This window comes from Mycolicibacterium llatzerense, from assembly GCF_000878195.1.
Classification (GTDB): Bacteria; Actinomycetota; Actinomycetes; order Mycobacteriales; family Mycobacteriaceae; genus Mycobacterium; species Mycobacterium llatzerense.
The window spans coordinates 126,632-151,783 of record NZ_JXST01000009.1 but is presented as its reverse complement, the minus strand read 5'-3'; the positions used below and the strand labels follow the sequence as shown (position 1 = coordinate 151,783).

The window sequence follows — 25,152 nt, the reverse complement described above, 5'->3', positions numbered from 1 at the left end:
ATCGGTGGAACCGACGCCCCACTGCATGACATTGAACGCCTACCGGAGATCGATCAAGAGTTGTTGCCTAGCAACACCTTTGGCGAATTCTAGCCACCGGGTCCACTTAAGCAGATAAGCAGTACATATGTTCGATACGCAAGGTTCTCACTGCTCGAAGATTGTGATGTATCAGGACATCGGTGACAGTTCTGCATCAGGACATTGGTGACAGTTGGTGTGTCAGGACATTGGTGACAGTTCGTCTGGTTTGGGGTGTGAGCCGCGGGGTTTTCCGTTGCCGACGTAGGTCACTCCAGGTGCGGGCTGGGTGTGCTCGATGAGGATCTCGCCGTCGAGGTCAGCCACGATGATCTTGTCGACGTCGGTGGCGACCAATACCTCTTGGAGGCCGTGTTGGCCACCGACTTTGTAGATGACCCCGGCGAGCATGAAGGTGCCGGCGGTAGACAGCCTCCTGACGTGGGCCCCGGCTGGCAGCTCTGGTGCGGGCTGGAGTTGTTTGACTGCGGCCTCGATGAGAAGGGGCGGGTCGGGCTTGGGGCGAGGGGCTTCGGCTTTGGGGGTCGCTTCCCACGCGGCCAGCGGGGTGACGCGCCCAGGAAGACCTTGGTGGGGCCGTTCGGTGTTGTAGATGTGGTCGAACGCATCGACCTGGGCCTGCAGTTCCTCGAGGGACTCCGCAAGGGGCTGCTTGTCCAGGTAGCGGAACAAGGTCTGATGGAACCGTTCATTCTTGCCCTGGGTGGTCGGCTTGTAAGGCTTGCCGGTGATCGCCTCCACGCCCAGGGCCCCAACATGATTGACGAGTTTGCCGACCAATCCCCGGCGCGACGGGTTCAGCGCCAGTCCGTTGTCCGAGAGCAGTCGTTGGGGCACGCCGTGGGCGGCGACGGCCTTGTCAAACACGGCGATCGCAGCCTCCGCAGTTTCACTGCCGGCCACGTGGGAGGCGACCGCATAGCGGGAGTGATCATCGATGAGCTGGAAGATCACACACTTTCGCCCGCCGACCAGCACGTACTCGGTGGCATCGAGTTGCCAGCATGCGTTCGGAGCCGGGTAGACGAACCGTCGCCACGCCGAGCGGGGTTTCTTCCTCGGCTCCCGGCGGGCCACGCCGGCTTCGCGGAAGATGCGGGCCAGTGACGCCGTGGACGGGACCTGTGGCAGGCCCATCGCGCGCATCTTCTCGTGCACACTGATCGGCCCGTGATCCAAACCGGAGGCCTCCAAGGCCTTGCGCACGGCTACCGCCTGATCCTTGACTTCCTCGGTCAGCGTCGACGGGCTCGATGTCGGTCGCCGGGTCCGGGGTTCGAGCACTGCGGCCGGCCCGTCAGTCTTGGTCCGTCTGCGTAACTCGTAGAAGGACTTACGGGAAATACCGTGCTCGGCGCAGAACGTCGAGACTGCCCCACGCGGCGCATCATCCGGCCACTGCGCAATCGCCAGACGGACACGAGGATCGATCGGTTCATAGGCAGCCACCACCTGACCCTGAGGGCCTAAGTGTCACCACCAAGACCACCCGAACTGTCACCAATGTCCTGATGCAGAACTGTCACCAATGTCCTGAGACATCACATCACTGCTCGAAGATTCTTGACAAGGTCGCTAGTTGTGGATAGCTGCGACCACGGCTGGAAGGGCCTGGAATTGGCTCGATCGCACCTGCGCACCGCACGATGGGTGACGCTTGCCGCCGACTCATCGACCCAGCGCGCGTCGACCCAGCACTCGCTGAGCGCGCCATCGGAATACAGCATCAGCCGAGTGGTACCCGGTTCTGCCATCAAACTGGCCCCTGACAAGCGACCAATGAGTACCTAGTCTCGAAGTGTGGCGACAACGACGGCAGTTGGACATGCGCGCCAGGTGAACCTGGACCGCGACTCCTTGCCTGGCCAAGTCAAACGTGCCGACTATCTCGACGCCTTCGAAGTCACCGTCGCCGAATCCGACACCCGGACGCCCGAGGTGCTGGCACGTGAAGCGCTCGAGCGATCCGGGACTCTCCTTCGCGAGGGAATTCGATTCGCGCACAAGGAGTTCCTGCTATTCCACCTCGGACCAGCGGACTCGCCGGACCACATCCTCGGCTGGCGCATCGTGGATTCGACACCTGATGCGGTCCACCTGCAGGCCGACTCACCACTGATGAGCGGGACCCTGATTCTTCGACGAACGGATGCCTCGACGGGCCAACTCATCACCGCGCTCCACTACAAGCGCCGCCGGACGGCCGCCGCGGTCTGGCGAGCCATCGGCCCCATCCACCGCACGGCCGCGCCCTACCTGATGAACAAGGTGGCGACCCGGTGATCGGTGACCGGTGGGGCGTCACCGACGTCGAGACCCGGGCGACCTACGGCTGCGACAGCTATGTCACCAGCCCATCGCTCGAGGCATGGCGCGGAGTGACGGTGAACACGACACCAGATCAATTGTGGTCGTGGCTTGTTCAGGTTCGCCTGGCGCCGTACTCGTACGACTGGATCGACAACCTGGGCCGGAAATCACCACGCGAGTTGCGCAACCTGCCCGATCCCACGCCCGGCGATCCGTTCACCGCCACCGCGGGACAGCCCCTGGGCAGGGTGCTCGCGGTGGAGCACCAGGTGCAGTTGACTGCGCAGATCATGGGCACGCACATGTCGTATCAGCTCACCCCGATCGACGACCGCCGAACTCGACTGGTGTTGAAAGTCGCTGCGCCGCAATCAATGCGGCTCGCCGCTCCGCTGCTCAGTGTCGGCGATCTCGTGATGGCACGGCGGCAGCTGCTGAACTTCAAGCATCACGCCGAAAACTCGGCGAACATCGGTCGCTGATATTCCGGAGGCAATCGCGCCGCTACGTCACATTGGTTGTGAAGGAGGAGTTTTCAGCACATGATGCTGACGTGACCGAGTGTGAGAATGCCGCGGCAAATGGAGTCCACCCGCTATTGGCGGAGCGGTTCAGTCCAGTGTCGTTCGATCGAGATGCGGCGTTGAGTAACGCCCAGGTCGACGTGCTGCTCGACGCTGCCCGGATGACGCCTTCGGCAGGGAACTCGCAGCCGTGGATGTTCATCGTGGGTCGGCGTGACGATCCGATCCACGCGCGGATCGCGAGTCACCTGGCACCCAGTTCAGCTCGGTGGGCTCTGGATGCCTCGCTGCTGGTGGTGAATCTGGCTCACATCCTCGTTGAAGACACGGACTGGGAGTTCTCGGAATTCGCGCGATACGACCTCGGACAGGCGGTCGCCCACATGACGATTCAGGGGCTGGTCATGGGACTCGGCGCACATCAGTTCCGTGCATTCGATCGTGAAGGTGTCGCCCGCGAGTTCGATGTCCCAGCCGAGTGGGAGGTGACGTCGATGACGGCCTTGGGTGTGGCCAGCCCTGCGTCGGACGGAAAGGCGGAAGCGGCCCCACACCGCGCTCGGCTGTCACGACGCGAAATCACCTGGGCCAGCATGTAATCCTCCCCGTTGGTCGGCTCCATGCATCAGGCAACGGAATCATTTGCGCCGCTTCGGTTTCCCAACTCGGGGATGAGACAGACCGTGCCGCCGGCCGTGTCCATCGGCCTGATACCGAGGCCCTGGTTCAGCCGTCCACGCTGGTTCTCCCAGGCGATTTCGGCCGCGATCTCCATCAACTGCCCCTTGGTCAGATGCGTGAGCAGTTCCTCACGGAGCCCGTCCGAAATGATCGCCGGTGTGCGGGACATCTCTTCCGCGAACTGAATGCACAACTTCTCCAGGTGCGTGAACTCGTCGCTGTCGCGATAGTTCACCAAGGCGATCAACTTCTCTTCCGAGAACCCCTCATGGCGGCCGAGGGTGTCGGAGATGTCGATGCAGAACTCGCAGTGAGTCAGCATCGCCGCTTTCGTGCCGGCGAGCACCTTGAGCGCGGTGGGCGCCCTGCCACTGAACAGCAGCGCTACTTCGTACAGCCCATTCGCCGCCGCGATGAGCGGGCGCCGGATCAGCCAACCCGGTAGGTCCCAACGATTTTCGCGAGACTTGGACAAGACGACCAGGTGAACCCAGATGCGCTTCAGGATCCTCACGATGCGTTCTCCTCGATTCCCTTACCAGCGGGCCGGTGGCTGCGGTATAGCTTCATGTTAGGTCCGCACTGGTCGCAGGTTAGGAACCAATATTTCGAGTGAATCGGGTACCACTTCAGGTCCAGAGCTTCTCATCGAGCTGGACCGGACCAGTGGCGCCGCCGCGCTGCATCGTCAGCTGGCCGACGGCCTGCGTGACGCGATCCGAACCGGCCGGCTCGCGCCGCAAACCCGATTGCCGTCCAGCCGTGTGCTCGCCGCGGACCTCCAAGTGTCGCGGCGGCTCGTGGTCGACGCGTACAGCCAACTCGTCGCGGAAGGCTTCCTGCAGAGCCAACAAGGTTCTGGCACAACGGTTGCCGCCGTCGACACGACCACCGGGCGGTCTCAGCCATCCCACCCCGACCGTCGGACATTCGACATCGATTTCGCACCGGGCGTGCCCGATCTTGCGAGCTTTCCACGGCACAGTTGGCTGCGCGCACTGCGTCAGGGGCTGGCCTCCATCGAGTCCGAGTCGTTCGGATACGTCTCCCCCAAGGGTCTGCCGGATGCCCGCGCGGCGGTATCGGAGTACCTGCGGCGCACGCGGGGCGTGCTGGCCGATCCAGAGCGCGTCGTCTTGTGCTCCGGCGCGACGCAGGCCATCGCATTGCTCGCCCATGTGCTCCAGCACCGCGTCATCGCGATGGAAGATCCGGGGTTCTGGTTGCACCGCATGGTTTTTCGCCACCACGGCATCGAGCCGACCCCCGTCCCGGTCGACGACGACGGACTCGACGTGGAGGCACTCGCCGGCACCGCGGCATCCACAGTGCTCGCCACCCCAGCACACCAATCTCCGACCGGGGTCGTCCTGTCACCCGCCCGCCGCACCGCGCTCCTCGAATGGGCGCGTGCGGGCAACCTCGTCATCGAGGACGACTACGACGCCGAGTATCGCTATGACCGCGCGCCCGTCGGCGCACTGCACGCCCTGGCCCCCGACCGCGTCATCTACCTCGGCTCGGTCAGCAAGACGTTGGTTCCGGGGCTGCGGCTCGGCTGGATGGTGCTGCCCGCGGACCTCGTCGGTCCCGTGGTGTCGGCGAAAGGCCTCGCCGACACCGGTAGCTCGGTCATGGATCAGCTGGCCTTCGCCACCTTGCTGCGGTCCGGCGACTACGACCGGCATCTGCGGCTCATGCGCCGCCGGTACCTGGCCCGGCGCAACTCCTTGCTGCGGGCACTCGGCCGGCACCTCCCCGAAGCCACGGTGCTCGGCGCCGCCGCCGGCGTTCACCTCACTGTGAGTCTGCCCGCCGACTGCGAGATCGACGATGTCGTGCGGCGAGCGGCGAGCCGGCGGGTGCGCATCGATCCACTGTCGTGGTGCTACACCGAACCCGGCGCTGCCCCGCCGGGTTTGATCCTCGGCTATGCCAACCTCACGGAATCGCAGATCGACACCGGTGTCCGGGCGATCGCCGCTGCCGTCCGCTGCCCGTCGTAAGTGGTACCCGATTCTGCCGAGGAAGTGGCGCCTGACCCTGGACCATTGTGTAGCTACCCTCGGAGAATGACGACGCAAACACCGTTGCGGATCGTGTTGGTCACCTGCGCGACTCTCGGCCTGATAACGCTGGTCCTGGGCATCTGGGCGTTCGTCGCGCCGATGTCATTCTTCGAGGTGCTCGCACCGTTCGAGCCCTACAACCGCCACTTCCTCCATGACGCCGGCGTCCTGCAGATCGGTGTCGGAGTGTCGATGTTGCTGGCCGCCGCCCGTCGATCGCCGGTGGAGGTGGCATTGGGTGGCTTCGTGACGTTCGAGGCACTCCACGTCGTGTCGCACGTGATCGACCGGGATCTCGGCGGCAGGCCGGCCTTCGACATCACGGCCCTCACGGTGCTGACCCTTGCCGGCGTGGCCGCGCTGATAGTGGGTCGACGGCAGCGCAGTGACAAGGCTGAGCCCACGCGGCCCACCCCGACCGGTTACGTGGGCGTCAAGGTGAACGGCAGCCAGTAGGTACCGGCACCGTCACCAGGGCAGCCTGGCGCTGCCACAGTGAACGTCCGCTCGCCGGTGAAACTGCCGTCGCCGTTGGGCGTGAGGAAGTCCGACCGGAACGCCGTCACCGCAGCGCCATTCGGGCCGCAGTGGAACGGGTAGTCGCCCGAAGACTCCCAGCGATCACCCGTCCACCGGTAGTCGAACAGTGCCGGAGCGTTCGGATTCTCTTTCAGCTCAGTCACTCTCAGCCAGTGTGCGACGCAGCCGCCGGCGTCACACACCGTCCGGAACATGGCCGCCTGGGTCGACGGGTCAGAGCTGTCCGGACGCCCATTGAAAGTCTGACGAGAATGGTCGAGAAAGGTGTCGTAGCTCCCGTAAAGCGGCACCGGTTCCGCGCGATCGGCGTGCGCCTGCGGGACGGCCACCAACAGCGCCAGGGCCGGGGCGACACAAATTTTCGGCAGCATGACTTTGAATAGCACACTGCGCGAGGCCCAGGGGGTGGATCAGACTCAGACCATCGTTACCGCGAGAGTCGTCCCCACCGAGCGACTGTGTTGCGCAGCGTGTAGGTGTGCCAGGCATCTCCGCGTAGCAGCAGTGTCATTTCGCTGGGACCTGAGGGCGGGTAGGTGACGCCAGGGTCGTCGAAACAGATGGCGTCGACTTCGTTGCCCACGAACACGCTGACGCCAACCACACCCGTTGGGCCAACCAGCAATTGACGGTCGGGGTTGCGGCGATCGCCGATGGCCAATAGTCCGCTGGCGATGTTCAGTTGGCCATCAAACGCTCTGACGCCGAGTCCGCCGGTGTCCGAGCCGGAGAGCACGCGAACCCGAATCCCCCGGCCCACGACGTCGCACTCGTGGGCAGTCATGGTCTGCACCCACAGTGCGCGCTGCACCGTCGCGGCCTCGCAGTCGATTTCGGTGGTTACGAGGGCACGGGCACCCGAAATCTCCTTCGCCCCAGCATCTTCAATGACGATGAAACCGCCGTCGGGTGCGATCGTGGTGTCGCACAGCAGCTTGTTCGTTGCTGTTCGCACAGCCAAGTCTCCTCTTTCCGTAGCCAACACATGGCAGTTGCATTCCCGGGCGGACTCGATCCGCAGTGGGGTTCGACCACGAGCGCGCCCCCAAAGCCCGGCGACAGTTGATGCCGGTCAGTCCACCCACGGGTCGTCGGCGAAGTACAGTCCAGGATCCTGCGAAATTCTCCGGTCAGCTGCCGTTTCTCCCGGTTTGCGAGTGGCAGTCGTGATCGTCGTCCAGAACAGCATTGGTATTGATGCGAGGCAACGCAGGACCCCCTGCATGTCACGAAACATATTGCGCATTGGGGTCGGTCATCGCGGCAGCGGTCCCTTTCTTGTCTGAAGGCCAGTCACACACTGGCCGAAATCGATAGTGCGGCCCCAAATTCGAGAAGTCGTTCCATCTCGGCCTGACCGTCGTCTGAGTTCTTGTCGAAGAGGTAGCACTCGACGTAGTGCTGACTGTCCTCGGGAGTGGTTCGGGTGGTGCTGCTGACGATCGACGTGTACAGCCGCAGGCGCACCGAAACCAGCTGGCGAGAACCGTCGTCCAGCACGTCGTAGTCGGTGTGCAACGCCTGATCACTGAACCGCGAGAGCAGAACGGTTCGCACCGAGGACTGGAACATCGGGTGCGGCAATCGATTATCGTGGCCAGCGCATTCAGTGTCAGAGCCGTGCCACAAGATCAAACGCTGTCCGTCGGTGACCGCAACTTCTTGCCACGCCGGACGCTGCGTAAGTACGAACGAGTAGACAGTGTCGAAGTTGACGAAAGCGCGCAAATTGTTCAGCGCCACTTCGGGATTGCGGATGCCGAGCATTACCGCCTGCTGAAGATGCCTGTGCGATGTCCAATCAGTCATGTGCGGCCAGCGCCCTTCCGAATTGAATCAGCCGTTCCATCTGTGCTCGTCCGCCGTCGGTGACAGACTTCGTGAACAGCAGTTCCTCGCTGAACGCCTCGGTTCTCGACGGGGTCTTGGCGAGGGTGTAGTCGGCCGTCGTGGTCACCAACCGCAGTTCAACACTGTGCAATGACCGTCCTCCGCTGCCGTCGACGCGATATGCAACCTTGAGATTGCGGTCGGTCAACGCGGACAATGGAATCGAGCGCAGGGTAGATGTCAGCAATAGTGCGCCAGGCTCAGGATCATCGTCGTCGGTGAGTTCATCGTCACCCATCCACAGCAGCAATGTCCGGCCATCGGTCACAGCGACCTCCTGGTACAACGACTCGCGCGAATCCTTCTCTTCGAGAGTGCGTTCCATGACGAACGCCTTGATCGCCATCGGATCCATCACGCGGCACAACGCCTCCAACGCGATCGCCGAATCACGCAGGTACGCCTGCGCCGCTTGTACCAAGTCGGAGTAGGGCGCCCAATCCTGGTGATCGGCCGGCCCGGCGGAGCGGTCGCGCGATATTTCGGTCATCGACACCCGCTCCTGGATGGTCCCAACGCCCGCGGCGCAGGCGTCACCTGCGCCGACGAGAAATCACCCATGCCCACATCCCCTTTTCCAACAAACCGACGCCGCGGCAACGACGACGAGCTTGTCCAAGGTGTAGTCGGGAACCAGCCGCAAAACCGAACAGTGATCTAGCCCACAACTCGATGCAGTTCTGACTGCCCGTGCGCGAGGCATCGGCAGAGTGCACTCATCAGTGGGATTCGCCGTCCCCGCCGGCAGGAGTCGATGACGAGTCACGGCCAGCACGTCTGCGCGAGCGGCTTTTCCTCATTGGCAACCGCATCGAGAATCTGAGCATAAGCAGTTTGGTCGTGCCGCAATGCATCCCTGCTGACGTCGTCGGTTTGTTGCCGGGCCGTGGCGACGATGGTGGCGGCCCGGTCGGCAAGTTCGGCAATGCGGCGTGCGTGGGGGGCGATGTCGGGGAATCCCTCTGCTGCGGTGGCATTATCGCGCAACTGTTGGGCTAGGTGTTGATAGTCGTCCAGTGGTCGCCCGGTCGGGCCGATGTTGGTGGTCCAAAACCACTCGCGGTTGGCGTATATGTCATGCACGACTGACCGTGCAACTCGGCAGCCCCGCTCTTTCGGGGAGAAGTAGGTGGCGGTACCCAACAGGGCACCGTACGCCAGTGCAACGATCACGGCGAAGGCGACCGTCCACCAGCGCCAGTTGGGTCGCGGCATCGGGGTGACGGGATCGGCGATCGCCGCGGATACCTGCGGGTCGTGATCGGCTGCTGCGCGTAGTTGCATCAGCCTGGGTCGTCGCAGCTTTTCACGAATCTCGGACCAAAACACGGCGAGCAGGCACACCACCCAGAGCGCCAGAATGAGCACAGTCGCCCCATAGTTGTGGCGCGTGAAGTTCACCAATACCGCCGCAAAAGCCCGAACGCCCAGGAGGGCTGCGACAACGAAGCGCATACGCAGAGTGCGGCGGCGGTAGTGCTCTAACAGATCGCGGCGGCGCAGCACCGCAACAAGAACAGCGGGATCGTCAGGGACCGGGCCGCGTTTCCAGGCGCGGGCCAGCTCATCGAGTTGCTCCTGGTCAAGTCCGGCAACGGCATCACGCTGGGCGTCAACAATCTGCCGCGTGGTGAAGACGCTGATCCACCCGACTGTCAGGCTGACGGCGGCACCAACGACCGCACACACGAGCCACCACAGCCAATCGTGGATGCCGTACCCGTACCGGGTCAGCGTCCACGCCGAGATGCCGAAGGTCCAGGCAAACATCAGGCCCGATCCGATCAGCCACCGTGTTCGCTCTGTCATGTGCGTTGTTCGCATCCACATCGGTTGTCGGCCTTTCGGTCCTGTGAGGGTTGTCAGCTTCCATGTATGGGGCGCGGTGCCAACGCCTGGCTCCATACCTGGCGGATTGCGATGCCGATGAGCACCAACGCGAACACGGCGACCAGGCTCAGCTGTACGCCACCGGTGAAGGAACCGGCGCGCTCGTAGAGTGCGGTGAGAACGACTGTCGCTCCGATGATCGGGGCTACGATGGTGGCGGCGCCGGCGGGCCAGCGGCCGACCGCACCGGCTTCGACGACCGCGGCGATCACCACCAGCACTAGAGCGCCAATCACCCACGCCGACATGACGTCTGCGCTGAGGAGGCGGTCACTAAGTCCCGGCGCTGGGTGGTCCGTCAGCGGCGCGTAGGAGGTCCAGCCTGCGTCGACATGACCCAGGCCGATTCCGAACGCCGCCGGTGGCTCGTAGTCTGCGTAGCGACGTGGGAGGCCGGATGTGTTCATCTCCGCCATCAGTCGAGCGACCACGAACACCCACCAGGCGACGTCCCCGGTGACGTGGGCGACACGTGCAATGTGCCAGCGCTTGCGGGTTGGCTCGGGACTCATTGCCCCTCAGCGATATTGGAGGTGCGGTGTTTGTCGCCAGGTTTCACCGCGGCGACGACGCTACTGCCCGTCCGCCCATGGATCGTCAGCGACGTAACCCTCACGGGGCTGAGTTCACCGGCCAGCAACGACCACGTCTGACGTTCTGAAGGTAGCCACAATCGTCGCCGCGAACAGCGCCGGCATTGATACGAGAGACCGCACTACGCGCGGCATACCACGAAACACTGCTTCCCCCTTGCAAAAGCCTGACCAAAGCCCCCCGGCCCGATTGACTCTCCAACTGATATTCAGGAGAATTCCACGAACCAACCGACTCGTCAACTCATATCGATGAGTAGCTGTCAACACCTTGGATCGGTTTTGAGCTAACGTGCACACGTTGGGTTTGCCGTCTGCGGCTTCAATTGGTTCAGTAGTCAACCCAGATGCCGCACCCCCGGGCGGTCATCACCAGGCGCTCGTACGCCACACATACCAGTCCCTCCCGCCGAGTAGGACGGGCTGTAAGTCTCTGTACCACAATCACATTCAGGGGGATTGCATGGCCGACAGGAAACGCGCCAGGGTGTCGGTGGATGTCGACGCGTTCACCGAACGATTGAATCGATTGTTCGCCGTTGTGTACTCGCCCGGGCGCGGCCCCTATCGAAACGTCGAGGTTACGGAGGCGCTGGCCGGCCGTGGATACCAGCTGTCTGCGCCGTATCTGTCGCAACTGCGCACCGGAGTACGCAGCTGTCCGTCCGCACGGACCGTGGAGATGCTGGCCGAATTCTTCGGTGTCGGTGTCGAATACTTCGACACCGACAGCAGCTACGTCCGCGTCGTCGACGCTGATCTGGACTGGCTGGACCTCGTCCACGACCAGAGCGTGCGCGAACTAACCACAGCGCTCATGACGCTGGCGCCCGCCGTGCGCGACCGGCTCCTCGACTCGGTCGACTGTCCCGCCAACACACCCACCGCGAGTTAGGCACGTAATGGCCTCAGAACCGGTCAGTAGCAATGCTGATGATGACGATCACTACCGCATGGACTCAACCCGACTAGGAAGCACCAATCGCGAACATCTGAACCTGCGTGGCGCCGAGATCGCCGCGGCACCACGCTTTGCGGCGCAAGGTGGCAAAACCTCCACCGCGACAAGAGCATTGCTGCAGAGCCAGTCAGCTGCCGTGAAGAGCCAGCAAGAGCCGCCGCACCATCTGTGGTCGACGCGACCGCCGACGCCATCGTGAAAGGAATGTGGGCATGACACCCCAGCAACACCAGCGCGTCGGCCCCGTATGGAGATCGTTCGTTGACCACGTACAGAGAGCGATCGCTAACAACGGCCACTGTCTGGATGTGGAGATCATCGGGATGGACGGCGTCGAAGGACTGGAAAGGTTGCAGTCCCAGGCCGGCATGGTGGCGTTCGCAGACCGCCACTGGACTGAGGTGATGGGCTGGACCCAGGACCCCGACCCCGAGACGGTGGCGGCGCTGTTGAACCATCCGGGTGCGCGCTGGTGGTTCCAACCGATCCTGCACGAGCATCTCGTCATTCAGCCTGAACGCCCCACTCGGCTCACAGGCGGATGGTGGATGGAACCAGCCGGCTACCCGACTGTCTCCCAGGCGTTCGGCGGCGACATGCAGATTGTGCGGCATTATTGCGCCGACGAGCACTCAGACAACAAACCTGTTGCAGTACAACATCTTCCATCCCAGTACCGCGGCGATCGGCGGTTCACGATCGCCAGTCCCGAGGACTGGACCGCCCTGGTAGACCGCTACCCCGCCAAGCACCGCGTCTTCCGCAGCCATGAGTTTCAGCAGTTCGACGAGCTATGGATACCGCACTGGCAGTCGGCAGCCGCCGATATCGACCTGGTCACCCTTACCGTCGGCGGATTCGCTTACACCGCGTACCTGCCACTGGTCACCCCCGCCGGCCGTAACACCATGCTCTGCGGATGGAACCCCGGCGAATCGATTGTCCTGAACCCGTGGTGGCAACAATGAACGCACAAACTCACCGAGCCTGTTCATAGCGCCGGTTGAGTTCTCAGCTAGTCGATGTGGAATTCGTTGTCCCCCAAGCTGCCTCGAAGGGAGGCTCGCGGTGGTGCGACAGCACCGCCGTCTACTGTGCGCCAGATCACCGTCGGGTGGCATTCGGTTTCGGGGCGGGCGCCCGACTACACCTTGCAGAACAGCGTTCCTCGTGAACTGACCGCCCGGATCATCGGAGACAAGACGAAATGAGAGGTGTCACTGGTGGACCCGTTCTTCCTTGACGAGGAGAATCCCGCATCGGTGCAGTTGCTGCTGAGCACCGGCGATCTGGCTGTGGACGCGGCCGTGGAGGCTCACGGTCATCTGGCGAACGGCTACTTTTGGACGGGAGTGGCCGAATACCTGATCAGCAGCTACCGCCCGGATCTTTCCGGCGAGTTCGAATTTGACTCTGAGGCAGGAACATTCGCCGCCTTTGGCGATCGAGACCAACTGCTGACACTTGCGGCCTTGATGCGTCCCGCGGTGACCGACTCCGACGTGGTCGGCGCGCTCATCACCACCGCCACCGCAGCAGGCCACGAATTCGATGACTAGCAACAAACGCCGCCGCCGAAGCCATGACGGCCAACTCGTCGGCGAAGCAGTACACGGTCGTGCCGCTATCTCGTCCAATCTCAGATATTCGGTCGACCCGAAAGCCTTCCCGAACCGACTTTCGTTCACAGGGGATGTGCCCCTGGAATGTGAGAGGACATAATCGAACCTGAACGTCTCGCTGCAGCGTCGATCGCTACGGTCTTCATCGTCACCGAAAGTGTCGTCACAGTGGTCCTGGTCGTCGCCAGCTGCCGAGCAGCCACTGGGCGCCTGGCCCGCAATCAGTTGACGGGCATCCGTACTCCGTCGACGATGCGCAGCGATCAAGCGTGGGTCGCCGGCCCACCGGGCTGCGTGGCGCCTCGCACCGCTGCACGGGGCGAACGCGGTGATCGCGTGCGGCCTGCTGCTGGCTGTGATCGTGCGTTCATGGCCGCCGGGGCCGGTGATACTCCTTGGCATCGGTTGCCTCGTCGCATTCATCGGCATTGCGTTGTATACAGCGGTTATCGCGGGCAGGGCGGCTAGGCGAGCAACGCCACACGATGGACGGAACTGACGCGCACCACAGGTAGCAACGTGGCCGTCTACGGCAATTCGCGGACCCTGCCGCAGCAGCCAGCGCTGAGTGCTCGCCTGATGATCATCCGCGGGCAATCATCGCGCGCGCTTGGCCAGCGCCGCTGGATCGACAATGCTAATCGTCTTGCTCTGCATACGAATCCAGCCCCGATCGACGAACGACGCGAGAGCCTTGTTGGCCGATTCGCGGGTTGATCCGGCGAGCTGGGCAAGCTCGTGCTGGTTGAGCTGATGGTCGATCCGCAGTGTCCCATTGTCGGATTCGCCGAAGCGGTTGGCCAGGTCCAGTAGCAGGGTGGCGAGACGCCCAGGGACGTCGTTAAATGTCTGGTCGCACAGCTTGTTGGTGGTGCGGCGCAGCCGCCGTGCCAGCACGCGAAGCATCTGCTCGGCAGCCTGGGGGTCCTGGCTCATCCAGGACCGCAGTGCTGTACGGGTCATTGTCGCGGTGCGCACGGCGGTGATTGTGGTGACGGTGGATGTGCGCGGACCTGGGTCCAGGAGGGCGATTTCACCGAAAACATCAGAGGGTCCCAGGACGGCGATCAGGGTGTCGGAGTGCTTGCTTGCACAGGCGACTTTGACTCTGCCGGCGGTGATGATGTAGAGCCGGTCGCCGGCGTCGCCTTCGCGAAACACGTTGTGTCGCTCCGGAAATGATACCCAATCAAGTTGACTGACCGCCGCGTCCAGAAGGTCCGGACTGACACCGTGGAAGATGCTGGCGCGAGCCAACGCGGCATTCACCACAGGCCCTCCCGGGCTGATCCCATTGCTAGCCACAGTGCCTGCTCATCGTCATCCCCCATTTTGCTGGAATCGGCATACCGCCCACTTCCGTAGGTTGCCTATCTGGTTTGCTGCAGTTAGCCGGCAAGCGTACGGGTTGACGCGCCAATCAGCTTATGCGATTGTTCGCGGTATTGAGTGAAAGACCAAGCGAGCCGGGGGGCTTGGAGCCGGTCTTCACAGGGGGATTCATACATGGTCGGTTTTGGGTGGTCATCGCTGCGTCTCGGCGCAGCGGCATTGGTGTTCGCTGTATCTGTCGCTGCGTGGGCATCTCCGGTGGCGGTGTCGGTCGCTGATCCGCAGCCGATGCCGGATCGGTGGACGCAGTTCGTCACCGATGACGGCTGGGTGGTGGACGTGAACACCACCAACGAGGTGATCAATCACATCGACAACCTGGCCGGGGCATCCAATTCCTGGCAAGCGCGAGTGACGCTGCGCTCGGAGGCGCGCATCACCGGAACCGGGGGCGCGGTGATTCAGGACGCCCAACTCGAATCCGGGTATTTCGTGGGGTGCCGCACCGACTCCTCCCCCGGTGTCGAGGTCGGCGCCGATATCGGCATCACCCCTTATCAGCAGATCAACGGCCAGGTCTACGGCGGCGGCTACGGGCAGGGCCAAGGCGGTGCCGGGGGCGGGGGCGGTGGTGGAGGCGGCTTCGCCGGCGCCTCGGCCGGAGCCACCCTCGGTGTGCAGGAACACCTCGGTGGCTACATCCGTGTCCTGCTCAAACCTGGTGGGCTGGCGCAAGTTCCGATGGACCGGATCAGCCTGCGCACCATGCATGCGGTGTCGAACCTGCGCGAGCAGAACATCGAAGCCGACGGCTGCGGCGGCCAGGTGAAAATCCAGTCCTACACCACCATTCGGGTTCGCACCGACAACGGCAACGACACCCAAACCCTCTACGGCGAACCGAAAGACCTGTGAGTCCAATGAATTACCCGAAGGCATCGATCGGCCGTTCGATGGCGAGCTTGATCGCGACGGCATTGATGCTCGCCGCACTCGGCGGTCCGCTGCGGATCGCCGCTGCCGACTCCGCGGCGCCGGCACCGCCCCCGATCCCGGTGCCGGCGCCGCGGCCCATGCCCGAGGACCCCACACGAGTGAATCCCATTGGCGGCGCGCGTGTTTCCTCTACCACTCCACAAGGGGAAACTGCCGGCATGGAACGACCGCTGACAGCTCAAGTCGAACGCGGCGCGACCACAGTGCCCATGTGGGCCAAAGACGGCATCTTTGCACCTACCGCACACCCGAACCGCCAGCTCGCCATCCACCTACCCGGCGAAGTGACGCTGGGCCCGGCGGCCTGGCTACCTGGCGGCGGCGCCATCTACGGCTCCAATGACGTTGACTACCAGGTGATCCCATACTCCGGCGGCGGCGTCGACATCACCGTGACCCGCAAAACAGTGTTCTCCGCATCGACGATCCCGTTCGGTGTGAAGATGCCCGCAGCGACACATCTGCGGCAAGGCAACAACGTAGTGTTGGTGGAAACCGATGCCGCACCGGGCAATCCGGCCCGAGTGATCGGCACCTTCAGCATCCCGGCCGCCGCCGACGCCAACCAAGCGCTCGTCGGCGTCACGCCCACGCTGGGACCCGGTTTCCCACCCGGTCAATCCAACCTCACCGTCGACCTCGGCCCGACGAGCATTTTCGCGTTCCCGGTCACGATCACCGTCTCGTACCGGGCCTCCGACGCGGCGACTACCGGGGCACCGGCCCCGAACTGGGCCGGCATGCCCGCCGGAACACCTGCTGGCGCGGTCGTCCCGCCGAACCCCGCCGGGTATGTGACCGACCCGTCCGGCGCCCACCGCCCCGACGGCATTGACCCCGTCACCTATGCTCAGCGCCACTCTGGTCACTGCCAGGGCGGACCCGACACTTACGGCAGCAGCGACGGGCGGTCGGCGAACTTCGTAGCCGCCTGCCAAACCCAACAGCTCTGCCTCGCAAGCACTCCCGCGCGCACCAGCGTCGACTCCTGCAACGACCGCCTGTTGGCTCACATGTCGATCCAGTGCGTCACCGTCTTCGGCCAGACCGGCGACGACTACGACGCGTGCATCCGCACCGCTTCAGACGAAGTCGCCTGGGCCAAAGCCAACATGGCTGGTGGACCCGAATGATCCGATGCCCAGATCGCAGGGATCCGTCCGCAGAGTTACTGAGCTAGATGGGAATCCGGCCATGACACCGATGAAGCCGCGATCGAGGCGGAGCGTTAACCGCTACCGACGCGCACTCGCGGTCGTCGCGATCCTTGCTGTGCTACTGGCCGCCGTAGTCACCGCACACGATCAGCACGGATCACCGCTGACTGCGCTGCCCGGGGCCACCGCCCAACCCGCGCCTACCGGACCCACCGGCGGGCCTGGCGGAGGCTCCGGTGGGCCGCCTTTCCCCTTGCAGCCGCCAGATATGCCCAGCGCCCCAGGGCCTTACAACAGCGGCGCATACCCTGCGCCTGACCAAGGCAACGGCATCTCCATCTACAACTCCAATGCCCCGCAAAACCAGGGCGGTGGCAGCCAGGCCGGCAACTACCCACAATCGGAGCAGCCGGTCAACGGAACCCAACCGCCGGACTACGACCACCCCATTTCCCAGCAACCTTCGGCACAGCCGCAGCAGCAGGGTCAACAACAACCGCACGAGAGCCAACAAGCGACACCGACGCAGCAGCCGAGCCACAGCGCGACACCCAGCCAGCAGCCGTCACAGAGCCAGCAGTCGTCACCGACGCAGACCTCAAGCCCTAATCGGGAGGCCCAGCAGCAAAAAGATCGCGACTGCCAAGGTATTTCGGGGTTGTCGTCGGTCGTTGACGGCAAGGCTACCTACACCGCGCCTACGCAGATCGCCGATCAAGTCTCAGCCGCAGCTCAGCAGTGGAACGACCTCGGGGGTATCCAGCTCGTCCCCGCAAGCGGTAACTCCAACAGGACGAAGTCCGAGCAGGACAGCGATTCCGACGATCGGCGCTCAAACAGTGTCCAGTCCGGGGATGACTCGGGTATGCCGGGCGTGACGCTGAATATCTCAACGATCGACGATCCACTCACACCTTGGGGCGGTGCGTACACCAGCGGCGACGACTCCTCACCCAGCGAGATCATCATCAACCTGGCCCGCATGGGGGCGGCCGGGCCTGGCGGCATCCAATCAGTTCTCGGCCACGAGCTCGGCCACGCGCTAGGCCTCGACGACAGCGTTCCCGGCCAGCTCATGGCGCCCTCGGGAGCGCTACCCAGTGGACCGCAAGCCCTCGATATTCAACTCCTGCAACAAATCAGCAACCACGGCGCGACGCAACAATGCGCCGCACAGAAGTTACGAGAAGCCCTACAAGAATTCTGGTGCCCTTTCGGAACCAATGCTGACGGCAGTTGCATCGGCTCCGGAGTCGCCCGCTCCACCGGCGACTTCTTCAGCGGAGTCGGAAAAGACATCTGGGGCGACTTAACCGATATCGGCAATCTGATCGCGGAACTGACGAAAGCGAGCACCGGCAATGGCGAATCGCAATCGGCCTTACGCCAGGCACTCGGCCCGTTGTTCGGGCTCGGACCTGAGGGCAGCATAGGTCTGGGCGACGCATGGAAGAACCTGGGACTCGGGGCATTGAACCAGCTGATCGGTCTCGATAAGTGGCAATCCGGGCAATACAAGGAAGCGATGGAGCGCGTCACTGCGAACATCGTCGAAATTGCCGCGACAGTCGGGGTTGGTGCCCTTCTAAAGTTTGTTAAACGCATTGCGTCAGCCGTCCGCGACGCAAAGTCTGCGGTCGAAGTTCTAAACTCTATTATCGCACCCGGGAAGCTCGACTACATATTTGGCAAAGTTACATCTTCTCCGACGAACACGGCCAGATCGATATCGATGCTCAGAAAACTCAATGCGGTGGGTGTATTCGACAATGCGCAGGGCAGAACATTGGTACAACAAAGCCTCGAAGCTGCCGCCAAGGCGACAGAAAACGTCGCAAGAGAGGAGGTCAGGAACGGCGTCACCACTTTGACTAAAGACTCCTTGTTGATCGGCCCGGCGGGTGTGCTGAAACTGGAATCCTTCTGGGAAGTCACAAGCGACGGCCTGAGATTAACAAGTGTTATACCCTATGGCATGTAAACGATGGGAGGTGCGCGGTAGTGTCGTTCGAATATCCCGATGATGCCGAGATCCTGGACAATCTCGGTGTAACCCCTGTTATTTCGTGGGATCTTGATTACTGGGAGAGAACTGTCGAGCTGTCCACGGGAATAGAGACCCTGCGTGTCTCGTACGATCAGACCGGCTTTGTTTGCGTTGAATGGCGCGAAGGAGAGAGAAGTCTTCTTTCTCTCTCAAGAGATCGCGCGGACAGACTCACAGTCTGGTCAAAGGACGGGAGGTCGTACCTAGCCGTCGATTTCAAGGGCGAATTGGGCACCGATGGGCGTGTAACTATCGACGTCTTTCCTGATATTGCCGTCACGGATGTTCAGCGGCTGTAATCCATCGGTTTCTCCGGAGAGGTATCGACATCGATCCGATGCGTCATTTCATGCACTAATGACCGGCCTGCTGCGAACGATGGAGGTAGGGCCATAACGCGCAACCAGACACCGTCAGTAAAAGTGCGCCGAGATGCCGAGCTGGCCGCGATATTGATGACAGGCCTGCTTATGACCTGCTGCTCGGCGCAACCAGCACCGACTGAAGCGATAACGCGAGCAGTTGAGAATTTCAGCGCTGTGATCAACAAATCCGATTTCGTCGCTGCTCGGAAGTTGGCGTGCGGGAGAATGCTCGCAGACCTATCCGTTTCTGACACAGCTCTGCTGAATGGTCGGAGCGCTGCCTGGTTGATGGTTCTCCGAACCACTTTGACGAACGTTGCCACACCTCGCGTAGATGGAGGCCACGCAAGTGTGCCGGTCACGGTGAGATACACCAGCAGCCTGCCGCAGGCAGCTGAATTGACACGCGGATACGAGATTGAATTACAGAAAGTTGATTCCGGATGGAAAATCTGCTCCTTCATGCCGGCAGAGCACCCATGACGACTTCGTCGTCAGCCCCTGGATGGAGTACTGCGCGTTGCCTACTGGCCAGTGGGTTATGTGTCTTTGCCCTTGTGTCGTGCAGCAGTGAATCCGCCGAAGCGGACCCGAAATCCACACCCGGTCCGACGTCTCAACCGTCACCATCTTCGACGGCCCCCGCGGATTCTCCGACAATCCGCGAGGTTGTTCCTCACTATGCGTCTGACCTCAAGGATTTGCGGCGGCTCGCCGGACTCGCCGACGCGGTCTTTATCGGCACGGTATCCGAGCAGGCCGGCACTTTTGTCCGATACGGGCATACGAACACCCGGTTCAAGGTGAAAGTCCAGCTGGCACTGAAGGGCTCACCGGCAAGTGAGGTCGTGGTCGAGCAGGAAGGCGGCCACGACCCCGTCAAGAACACGACCTACATCGTGAAAGGTGACACGCCACTCGAAGCGGGCACAACCTACGCGCTCTCTGCGATGTATCGCGGCAACGAGAACATCTACTCCGTCATTCCGATCTACGGAGACGCCCGCCTGACCGGGGAAGAAGCCAAAGAACTATCGGCCGGCGCTACCCCGAAGCCGGTAGCCGACATGCGCGAGGCAGTTGCACACCAAATTCCCTCCTGACGAAGTGATCCCAGCTTCTCCTGTGCAGTGGCGACGGTTCGCGTAGCCCATGGACTACCGGATCCACAGGAAGGGCCAAACACTTTCCCGGTCAGAATGAACTCCGCAGCGGAAGACTGGACCCGAAGCGGGGGCTCGCCTGTATGTCACACTCCGCTGATCACCCCGTGCGTCACGATGGCCGCTGTCTCGTCGACCCAGAGCTCGTCGAGCTCGCTCTCCGGATGCAACAACATCCGCAACATCGTTGCGCCACCGATGATTTCGATGAGCCGTTCAGGCTGGACGTCGGCCTGCACCTCGCCGCGCTCGATGCCGTGCTCCAACCGGACCCGCACCACATCGAACAGTCCGTGGAAGCGCGCGACGACCCGTGCGTTGAGTTCCTCGTCAGCGCCCATGTCCGCCATCAGCCCGGGTAGCGCCGCCCGCACCGCGGGGCTGGTGAACACATCACGGGCGGCGGCGATCATGCCGCGGATATCGCCGACGATGTCCCCTTCCGGGGTGGTCAGCGCGCTCGGCGCGGTGGGGAACGCCGCCTCGTGCACCAACTCGGCTTTGCTCGACCAGCGGCGGTACAGCGCCGTCTTCGTCGTACCGGCACGTTCGGCGATGGCCGCCATTGTCAGGTTGGCGTAGCCGACTTCGGGCAGCAGCTCGGCGGCAGCAGTCAACACCGCGGCATCGATCCGTCGGTCGCGAGGCCGACCGGCGCCAGAGGGCTTGTCAACCGCTTGCAGGTCTGATTTCATAACGCTACGCATCGTATCGTAATTATCTCGGGAAGGAAGGTTCAGTGCCGAACCAACCGGCGGACAGCTCCGTCACGGTCGAAACGAACGTCGACCATATTCAGCGCTCCAGCCGTGACGTGACAACAGTTCCGGACATCCTGTCACAGTGGCTGTCCACCGTGATGGAAGGCGGCATCAAGCCCGACATCACCGTGGAGAGCGGCGTCGATTCCAACGGAATGTCTTCCGAGACAATCATTATCACCGGTCGGTGGACCGAGGGCGGCACGCCGGTGGAGCAGAAGTGGGTCGTCCGGGTCGCGCCGACGACCGAGGACGTTCCCGTCTTCTCCTCCTACCGCCTCGACCACCAGTTTGATGTCATGCGCCTGGCCGGCGAACTGACCGACGTCCCGGTCCCCCGGGTCCGCTGGCTGGAGAACACCGGCGAGGTACTCGGCTCGCCGTTCTTCCTGATGGACTGCGTCGACGGCGTGGTCCCGCCGGACGTGATGCCCTACACCTTCGGCGGTAACTGGTTCGCCGACGCCACCGAAGAGCAGCAGCGCACCCTGCAGGACAGCACCGTCGAGGCCATCGCCAAACTGCACTCCATTCCCGACGCCGACAAGACCTTCAGCTTCCTCCAAGAGATCGACCCCCCAGGCGACACCGCGCTGCGCCGCCACTTCGGCTGGCTCAAGGACTGGTATGAGTACGCGGCCGCGGGCCTCGGCCGCTCCCCACTGGTCGAGCGCGCCCTCGTCTGGCTGGAGGAGAACTTCCCCGATGACGTCGCGGCATCGGAATCGGTTCTGGTGTGGGGTGATTCGCGCATCGGCAACGTGATGTACCAGGACTTCCGTCCTTCCGCGGTACTGGACTGGGAGATGGCCACGGTCGGTCCCCGCGAGTTCGACGTCTCGTGGATCATCTTCGCGCACAAGGTGTTCCAGGAGCTGTGCGGCCTGGCCGGGCTGCCGGGCCTGCCGGACGTGCTGCGTGAAGAGGACGTGCGCGCGACCTACAAGAAATTCACCGGCGTCGAGGTCGGCGACCTGCACTGGTTCTACATCTACTCCGCCGTCGTGTGGTGCTGTGTGTTCATGCGCACCGGCCACCGTCGCGTCCACTTCGGCGAGATGGAACAGCCCGACGATCTCGAGTCCCTCTTCTACCACAAGTCACTGCTGGAGAAGCTCCTGGAAGGAACCGCCTAAATGCTCGGCCCCATGGACGAATATCCGATTCACCAGGTCCCGCAGCCGATCGCCTGGCCCGGATCCAGCGACCGGAACTTCTACGACCGCTGCTACTTCAACGCCCACGACCGCACCGGCGACATCTTCGTCATCACGGGCATGGGCTACTACCCCAACCTGGGGGTGAAGGACGCCTACTTCCTGGTGCGCCGCGGCGATACCCAGACCGCCGTCCACCTGTCCGACGCCATCGACCAGGACCGGCTGAACCAGCACGTCGTGGGCTACCGCATCGAGGTCACCGAGCCGCTGCACAAGGTGCGCATCGTGCTCGACGAGACTGAGGGCATCGCCGCCGATCTGACATGGAACGGCCTGTTCGACGTTGTGCAGGAGCAGCCGCACATCATGCGGCAGGGCAACCGGGTGTCGCTGAATGCACAGCGCTTCGCGCAATTGGGTTCCTGGAGCGGCTCTCTCGTCATCGACGGTCAGGAGATCAAGGTCAGCCCGGACACGTGGATCGGTTCGCGCGACCGGTCCTGGGGCATCCGCCCCGTCGGCGAGGCCGAGCCCGCCGGCCGCCCGGCCGACCCGCCATTCGAGGGCATGTGGTGGCTGTACGTGCCGATCGCGTTCGAAGAGTTCTCGCTCGTCATGATCATCCAGGAAGCCCCTGACGGCTTCCGGTCGCTCAACGACTGCACCCGCGTCTGGAAGGACGGCCGGGTCGAGCAGCTGGGCTGGCCGCGCGCGAAGATCCACTACGTCTCAGGCACCCGCATCCCCACCGGTGCCACCATCGAGGCGACGGCGCTGGACGGTTCGCCGATCCGCTTCGACGTGGAATCCAAGCTGCCGGTGCCTATTCATGTGGGCGGCGGCTACGGCGGCGACGCCGACTGGCTGCACGGCACGTGGAAGGGCGAGAAGTTCACCGAGCGACTCAGTTACAACATGACCGACCCCGGCATCATCGCCCGCTCCGGCTTCGGCGTCATCGACCACGTCGGTCGTGCCGTATGCCATGAAGGCACCAAGCCTCCGGCCGAAGGCTGGGGCCTGTTCGAGCACGGTGCGCTCGGCCGGCACGATCCGTCGGGCTTCGCGGACTGGCTGACCGTGGCCCCCTAACTTGCTCGCTCGCGAGCAGACAGAAATGTCCCTGACACGCCGTTGTGTCGGGGATATTTCTGTCTACTGGCGCTGCGCGGCCCATCTCACCGTCAGCCGAAACGACTCAGAGACGCCACATTTCGCGTTCGGTCGCGGCCTGTTCGAATGCCTTGTGGCGGAACGTCTCCGGCTGCCGCACTTTCGCCGCCAGATGCATCCGGGTCACGAACGCGGCGGTCCTGTCCGACCACCAGTGCATCGCGGCCGCGGCGGGGTGGAAGCCAACAGAAGCGGAGTTGGTCGCCATCGCGGTATCCCTTCACGAACTCCGACAATGCTTTTGAGATCGCACTTCCTCGGCGACGGGCAACGTCGGCATTAGTGCTCAGATTCAGCGACTGAGGTCGTCGATCTATTCCCTGCGGCAAGCCGGTGTTCGCTGTGGGCTTACTCGAGCCCGGCGGTGCCGTCCGGTTTGACGGTGACGGTGGCGCCGGCAAGGTCTTCGCGGGTGCTGGCCTCGGCTTGCGACGAATCGGTGATCACCGCCAATGCCCGGCCGCCGCTGGGCGTACGGACGGCGACGAACACCTTCTCGGGAGCACCGTCACGGGTCACCGGCGTCGTCCACGTCTCGACGGACCCGGTGCCCGACCAGTCGGCCTCGGCTATGACAGTCGGCTCTGCGTCGACTTCGGATTGCACTTCTTCCCAACGGAATTCATGTGTCGGTGGCTGCGTGCTGTAGACGCCGAAGCTGTGTTTGGTGAGGTATCCGCCGTTGGCGGTGATCAGGCCCACCTGGCCGGGATTGGCGGCCAACCGTTCGGCCATGGTTGCGATCGAATGCGAGACGTAGTTGTTCCACGGGCCACCGGCGAACGTCAAGCCTCCGGTGACCGTCAGCGGCCGCTGCGGGTCATCCAGGCCAAGGCCCAATTCACGTGCCGCCACCTGCACCGCAGACGGGAAGCACGAGTACACGTCCACCGCGTCGATGTCGTCGATTCCGAGCCCGGTCAGCTCCAGTACCCGGCGGCCCGCGATCCGGATCGCCGGCGACCCCGAGAAACTCGCCCGCTCCCCGATCAGATAGGTGTCGTGCGCATCGGTGCCCGCGTACGGAAAAACCCACCGCTCTTTCGGGATCCCTAGTGCCTCGGCCTTGCCCACTGACGTCAGGAGCAGCGCGGCGCCCTGGTCGACCATGTTGTTGGAGTTCATCAGCTTGGTGTACGGCCAGCTGATCATCCGGTTGTCCGGACCGGGCTGCCAAATCTGTTCTGCGGATACTGCTTCCCGGCTCCAGGCGTGCGGATTGCCTTCCGCCACTTGGCTGAACCGCGACCACAGCTCGCCCATCCGACGGCGGTGCTCTTCCTGTGCCTCCCCCACGGCGATCCGCAATGCCTGCTCGAACATCGGGTACACGTGCGACGGCGCCACCAGACCGATCCGGAGTTCGGCGGGACCGGCCATGGTGAACTCGGGATCGGAGGGTGCCAGCGGCACCGAGTTGGACTGCTCGGTTCCGGCCAGCCGTTCACCGCGCGCCTTCAACCGCGTCCGGGTACGCCAGGTCTCACCGCCTGCGATCAACACCACCTCATTGCGGCCCTGCTGAATGTCCAGGCAGGCCTGGTTCACCAACGACTGCGGCACGTTGCCGCCGACCGGGGTGTACCGCGTCACCGCATCGGGTGCGCCGATCCGCTGAGCCAGCAGCAGACCGGGATCGCGATAGCGCACCGACAGCAGGTTGACGATCCGCACGGCGTCGACCGCCTCGAGAACACGGGCATCAGCGGCCTCCCGCGCCGCGGCCTCCATCAAGTCCACCGGCTCGCTACCCGGGTTCTCGTCGTACTGGTTGACCTGGCCGTAGCCGACGAGCACCGGGGTCCTGGGATCAAGAGGCATACGTCCACCTTGGCGGCATCGGACCTGCGCTGTAAACGACGAGCACGGAAACCCG

Annotated in this window: 29 protein-coding genes; 16 read left to right on the top strand and 13 right to left on the bottom strand. The window is 63.3% G+C overall.

Annotated elements, in window-relative coordinates; all coding sequences use genetic code 11:
* Nucleotides 1-222: 222 nt before the first annotated feature.
* On the bottom strand, nucleotides 223-1,494 hold the full coding sequence (locus tag TL10_RS08775) for an IS481 family transposase (protein ID WP_043985329.1): 1,272 nt from the start codon (nucleotides 1,492-1,494) through the stop codon (nucleotides 223-225).
* 348 nt (nucleotides 1,495-1,842) lie between these two features.
* Between TL10_RS08775 and TL10_RS08770 the strand changes: the two genes are divergently transcribed.
* From TL10_RS08770 to TL10_RS08760, 3 genes are read left to right on the top strand one after another with little or no spacing between them, the layout of a single operon-like run.
* The gene (locus tag TL10_RS08770) at nucleotides 1,843-2,325 is read left to right on the top strand and encodes a hypothetical protein (RefSeq protein WP_131630710.1); all 483 of its coding nucleotides are present in this window, start codon (nucleotides 1,843-1,845) and stop codon (nucleotides 2,323-2,325) included.
* Nucleotides 2,322-2,834, top strand: coding sequence for a hypothetical protein (locus TL10_RS08765; protein ID WP_043985328.1), 513 nt, complete (start codon nucleotides 2,322-2,324; stop codon nucleotides 2,832-2,834). Before TL10_RS08770 ends, TL10_RS08765 begins: the two co-directional genes overlap by 4 nt.
* Before the next feature lie 38 nt (nucleotides 2,835-2,872).
* Complete coding sequence (locus TL10_RS08760; protein WP_313957388.1) at nucleotides 2,873-3,475, top strand: nitroreductase family protein; 603 nt, start codon at nucleotides 2,873-2,875, stop codon at nucleotides 3,473-3,475.
* A 26-nt stretch (nucleotides 3,476-3,501) separates the two neighbouring features.
* On the opposite strand, the gene TL10_RS08755 is transcribed toward TL10_RS08760, so the two are convergent.
* Nucleotides 3,502-4,071, bottom strand: coding sequence for a carboxymuconolactone decarboxylase family protein (locus TL10_RS08755; RefSeq protein ID WP_043985327.1), 570 nt, complete (start codon nucleotides 4,069-4,071; stop codon nucleotides 3,502-3,504).
* A gap of 178 nt (nucleotides 4,072-4,249) precedes the next feature.
* Here TL10_RS08755 and pdxR point away from each other — a divergent pair, with 178 nt between their 5' ends.
* Nucleotides 4,250-5,563 (top strand): MocR-like pyridoxine biosynthesis transcription factor PdxR, encoded by a 1,314-nt coding sequence (gene pdxR / locus TL10_RS08750; protein ID WP_234711410.1) that lies wholly within the window; start codon nucleotides 4,250-4,252, stop codon nucleotides 5,561-5,563.
* Nucleotides 5,564-5,629: 66 nt separating this feature from the next.
* Entirely contained in the window at nucleotides 5,630-6,082 is a 453-nt protein-coding gene (locus TL10_RS08745) for a hypothetical protein (RefSeq protein WP_052506353.1), read from the top strand.
* Here the strand turns inward: TL10_RS08745 and TL10_RS08740 are convergent.
* The 6 genes from TL10_RS08740 to TL10_RS08715 all read right to left on the bottom strand — a co-directional run bounded on the left by TL10_RS08740 (nucleotide 6,049) and on the right by TL10_RS08715 (nucleotide 10,458).
* The gene (locus tag TL10_RS08740; protein ID WP_043400231.1) at nucleotides 6,049-6,537 is read right to left on the bottom strand and encodes an MBOE_33420 family protein; all 489 of its coding nucleotides are present in this window, start codon (nucleotides 6,535-6,537) and stop codon (nucleotides 6,049-6,051) included. The genes TL10_RS08745 and TL10_RS08740 overlap by 34 nt on opposite strands.
* A 56-nt stretch (nucleotides 6,538-6,593) precedes the next feature.
* Nucleotides 6,594-7,121 carry a hypothetical protein gene (locus TL10_RS08735; protein WP_043985325.1) on the bottom strand — a complete coding sequence of 176 codons (528 nt, stop codon included), beginning with the start codon at nucleotides 7,119-7,121 and terminating at the stop codon, nucleotides 6,594-6,596.
* Between the two features lie 338 nt (nucleotides 7,122-7,459).
* Nucleotides 7,460-7,975, bottom strand: coding sequence for a hypothetical protein (locus tag TL10_RS08730; RefSeq protein WP_043400150.1), 516 nt, complete (start codon nucleotides 7,973-7,975; stop codon nucleotides 7,460-7,462).
* Nucleotides 7,968-8,546, bottom strand: coding sequence for a hypothetical protein (locus TL10_RS08725; protein WP_043985356.1), 579 nt, complete (start codon nucleotides 8,544-8,546; stop codon nucleotides 7,968-7,970). The genes TL10_RS08730 and TL10_RS08725 overlap by 8 nt, the downstream gene beginning before the upstream one ends.
* 272 nt (nucleotides 8,547-8,818) lie before the next feature.
* Nucleotides 8,819-9,826, bottom strand: coding sequence for a hypothetical protein (locus tag TL10_RS08720; protein WP_131630709.1), 1,008 nt, complete (start codon nucleotides 9,824-9,826; stop codon nucleotides 8,819-8,821).
* A gap of 92 nt (nucleotides 9,827-9,918) precedes the next feature.
* Nucleotides 9,919-10,458, bottom strand: a complete 540-nt coding sequence (locus tag TL10_RS08715; RefSeq protein WP_043985323.1) for a hypothetical protein — start codon at nucleotides 10,456-10,458, stop codon at nucleotides 9,919-9,921.
* 544 nt (nucleotides 10,459-11,002) lie between these two features.
* Here TL10_RS08715 and TL10_RS08710 point away from each other — a divergent pair.
* The 3 genes from TL10_RS08710 to TL10_RS08700 all read left to right on the top strand — a co-directional run bounded on the left by TL10_RS08710 (nucleotide 11,003) and on the right by TL10_RS08700 (nucleotide 13,059).
* Nucleotides 11,003-11,434: a transcriptional regulator gene (locus tag TL10_RS08710; RefSeq protein ID WP_043985322.1), complete on the top strand. Its 432-nt coding sequence runs from the start codon at nucleotides 11,003-11,005 to the stop codon at nucleotides 11,432-11,434.
* Nucleotides 11,435-11,706: 272 nt separating this feature from the next.
* Nucleotides 11,707-12,468: a hypothetical protein gene (locus TL10_RS08705; RefSeq protein ID WP_131630708.1), complete on the top strand. Its 762-nt coding sequence runs from the start codon at nucleotides 11,707-11,709 to the stop codon at nucleotides 12,466-12,468.
* A 255-nt stretch (nucleotides 12,469-12,723) separates the two neighbouring features.
* A complete protein-coding gene (locus TL10_RS08700; RefSeq protein WP_157850363.1) occupies nucleotides 12,724-13,059 on the top strand; it encodes an Imm51 family immunity protein in 336 nt (111 codons plus the stop codon).
* A 660-nt stretch (nucleotides 13,060-13,719) separates the two neighbouring features.
* Here TL10_RS08700 and TL10_RS08695 read toward each other — a convergent pair.
* Nucleotides 13,720-14,391: a Crp/Fnr family transcriptional regulator gene (locus tag TL10_RS08695; protein ID WP_043985355.1), complete on the bottom strand. Its 672-nt coding sequence runs from the start codon at nucleotides 14,389-14,391 to the stop codon at nucleotides 13,720-13,722.
* A gap of 237 nt (nucleotides 14,392-14,628) precedes the next feature.
* On the opposite strand from TL10_RS08695, the gene TL10_RS08690 reads away from it, so the two are divergent.
* A complete protein-coding gene (locus tag TL10_RS08690; protein WP_043985320.1) occupies nucleotides 14,629-15,369 on the top strand; it encodes an MspA family porin in 741 nt (246 codons plus the stop codon).
* 10 nt (nucleotides 15,370-15,379) lie between these two features.
* Here TL10_RS08690 and TL10_RS30920 read toward each other — a convergent pair whose 3' ends face one another.
* Nucleotides 15,380-15,559, bottom strand: a complete 180-nt coding sequence (locus tag TL10_RS30920; protein ID WP_131630707.1) for a hypothetical protein — start codon at nucleotides 15,557-15,559, stop codon at nucleotides 15,380-15,382.
* A gap of 49 nt (nucleotides 15,560-15,608) precedes the next feature.
* Here TL10_RS30920 and TL10_RS08685 point away from each other — a divergent pair, with 49 nt between their 5' ends.
* From TL10_RS08685 to TL10_RS29515, 5 genes are all read left to right on the top strand, one after another.
* Entirely contained in the window at nucleotides 15,609-16,583 is a 975-nt protein-coding gene (locus tag TL10_RS08685) for a hypothetical protein (protein ID WP_052506350.1), read from the top strand.
* 292 nt (nucleotides 16,584-16,875) lie between these two features.
* Nucleotides 16,876-18,588 (top strand): hypothetical protein, encoded by a 1,713-nt coding sequence (locus TL10_RS08680; RefSeq protein WP_131630706.1) that lies wholly within the window; start codon nucleotides 16,876-16,878, stop codon nucleotides 18,586-18,588.
* A gap of 20 nt (nucleotides 18,589-18,608) precedes the next feature.
* Nucleotides 18,609-18,953, top strand: a complete 345-nt coding sequence (locus TL10_RS30915; RefSeq protein ID WP_131630705.1) for a hypothetical protein — start codon at nucleotides 18,609-18,611, stop codon at nucleotides 18,951-18,953.
* 156 nt (nucleotides 18,954-19,109) lie between these two features.
* Entirely contained in the window at nucleotides 19,110-19,502 is a 393-nt protein-coding gene (locus tag TL10_RS32165; RefSeq protein ID WP_452297557.1) for an Rv0361 family membrane protein, read from the top strand.
* Between the two features lie 218 nt (nucleotides 19,503-19,720).
* Nucleotides 19,721-20,122 (top strand): hypothetical protein, encoded by a 402-nt coding sequence (locus TL10_RS29515; RefSeq protein WP_052506349.1) that lies wholly within the window; start codon nucleotides 19,721-19,723, stop codon nucleotides 20,120-20,122.
* Nucleotides 20,123-20,268: 146 nt separating this feature from the next.
* Here the strand turns inward: TL10_RS29515 and TL10_RS08670 are convergent, their stop codons facing one another.
* The gene (locus tag TL10_RS08670; protein WP_043400168.1) at nucleotides 20,269-20,877 is read right to left on the bottom strand and encodes a TetR/AcrR family transcriptional regulator; all 609 of its coding nucleotides are present in this window, start codon (nucleotides 20,875-20,877) and stop codon (nucleotides 20,269-20,271) included.
* A 44-nt stretch (nucleotides 20,878-20,921) separates the two neighbouring features.
* Here TL10_RS08670 and TL10_RS08665 point away from each other — a divergent pair, with 44 nt between their 5' ends.
* Both TL10_RS08665 and TL10_RS08660 read left to right on the top strand, forming a co-directional pair.
* Nucleotides 20,922-22,079: a phosphotransferase family protein gene (locus tag TL10_RS08665; protein WP_043985318.1), complete on the top strand. Its 1,158-nt coding sequence runs from the start codon at nucleotides 20,922-20,924 to the stop codon at nucleotides 22,077-22,079.
* Nucleotides 22,080-23,195 (top strand): Rv3169 family protein, encoded by a 1,116-nt coding sequence (locus tag TL10_RS08660; protein WP_043985317.1) that lies wholly within the window; start codon nucleotides 22,080-22,082, stop codon nucleotides 23,193-23,195.
* A 106-nt stretch (nucleotides 23,196-23,301) separates the two neighbouring features.
* Here the strand turns inward: TL10_RS08660 and TL10_RS08655 are convergent, their stop codons facing one another.
* The gene (locus TL10_RS08655) at nucleotides 23,302-23,484 is read right to left on the bottom strand and encodes a hypothetical protein (RefSeq protein WP_043985316.1); all 183 of its coding nucleotides are present in this window, start codon (nucleotides 23,482-23,484) and stop codon (nucleotides 23,302-23,304) included.
* Between the two features lie 140 nt (nucleotides 23,485-23,624).
* A complete protein-coding gene (locus TL10_RS08650; RefSeq protein WP_043985315.1) occupies nucleotides 23,625-25,097 on the bottom strand; it encodes an acetyl-CoA acetyltransferase in 1,473 nt (490 codons plus the stop codon).
* Nucleotides 25,098-25,152: the final 55 nt, after the last annotated feature.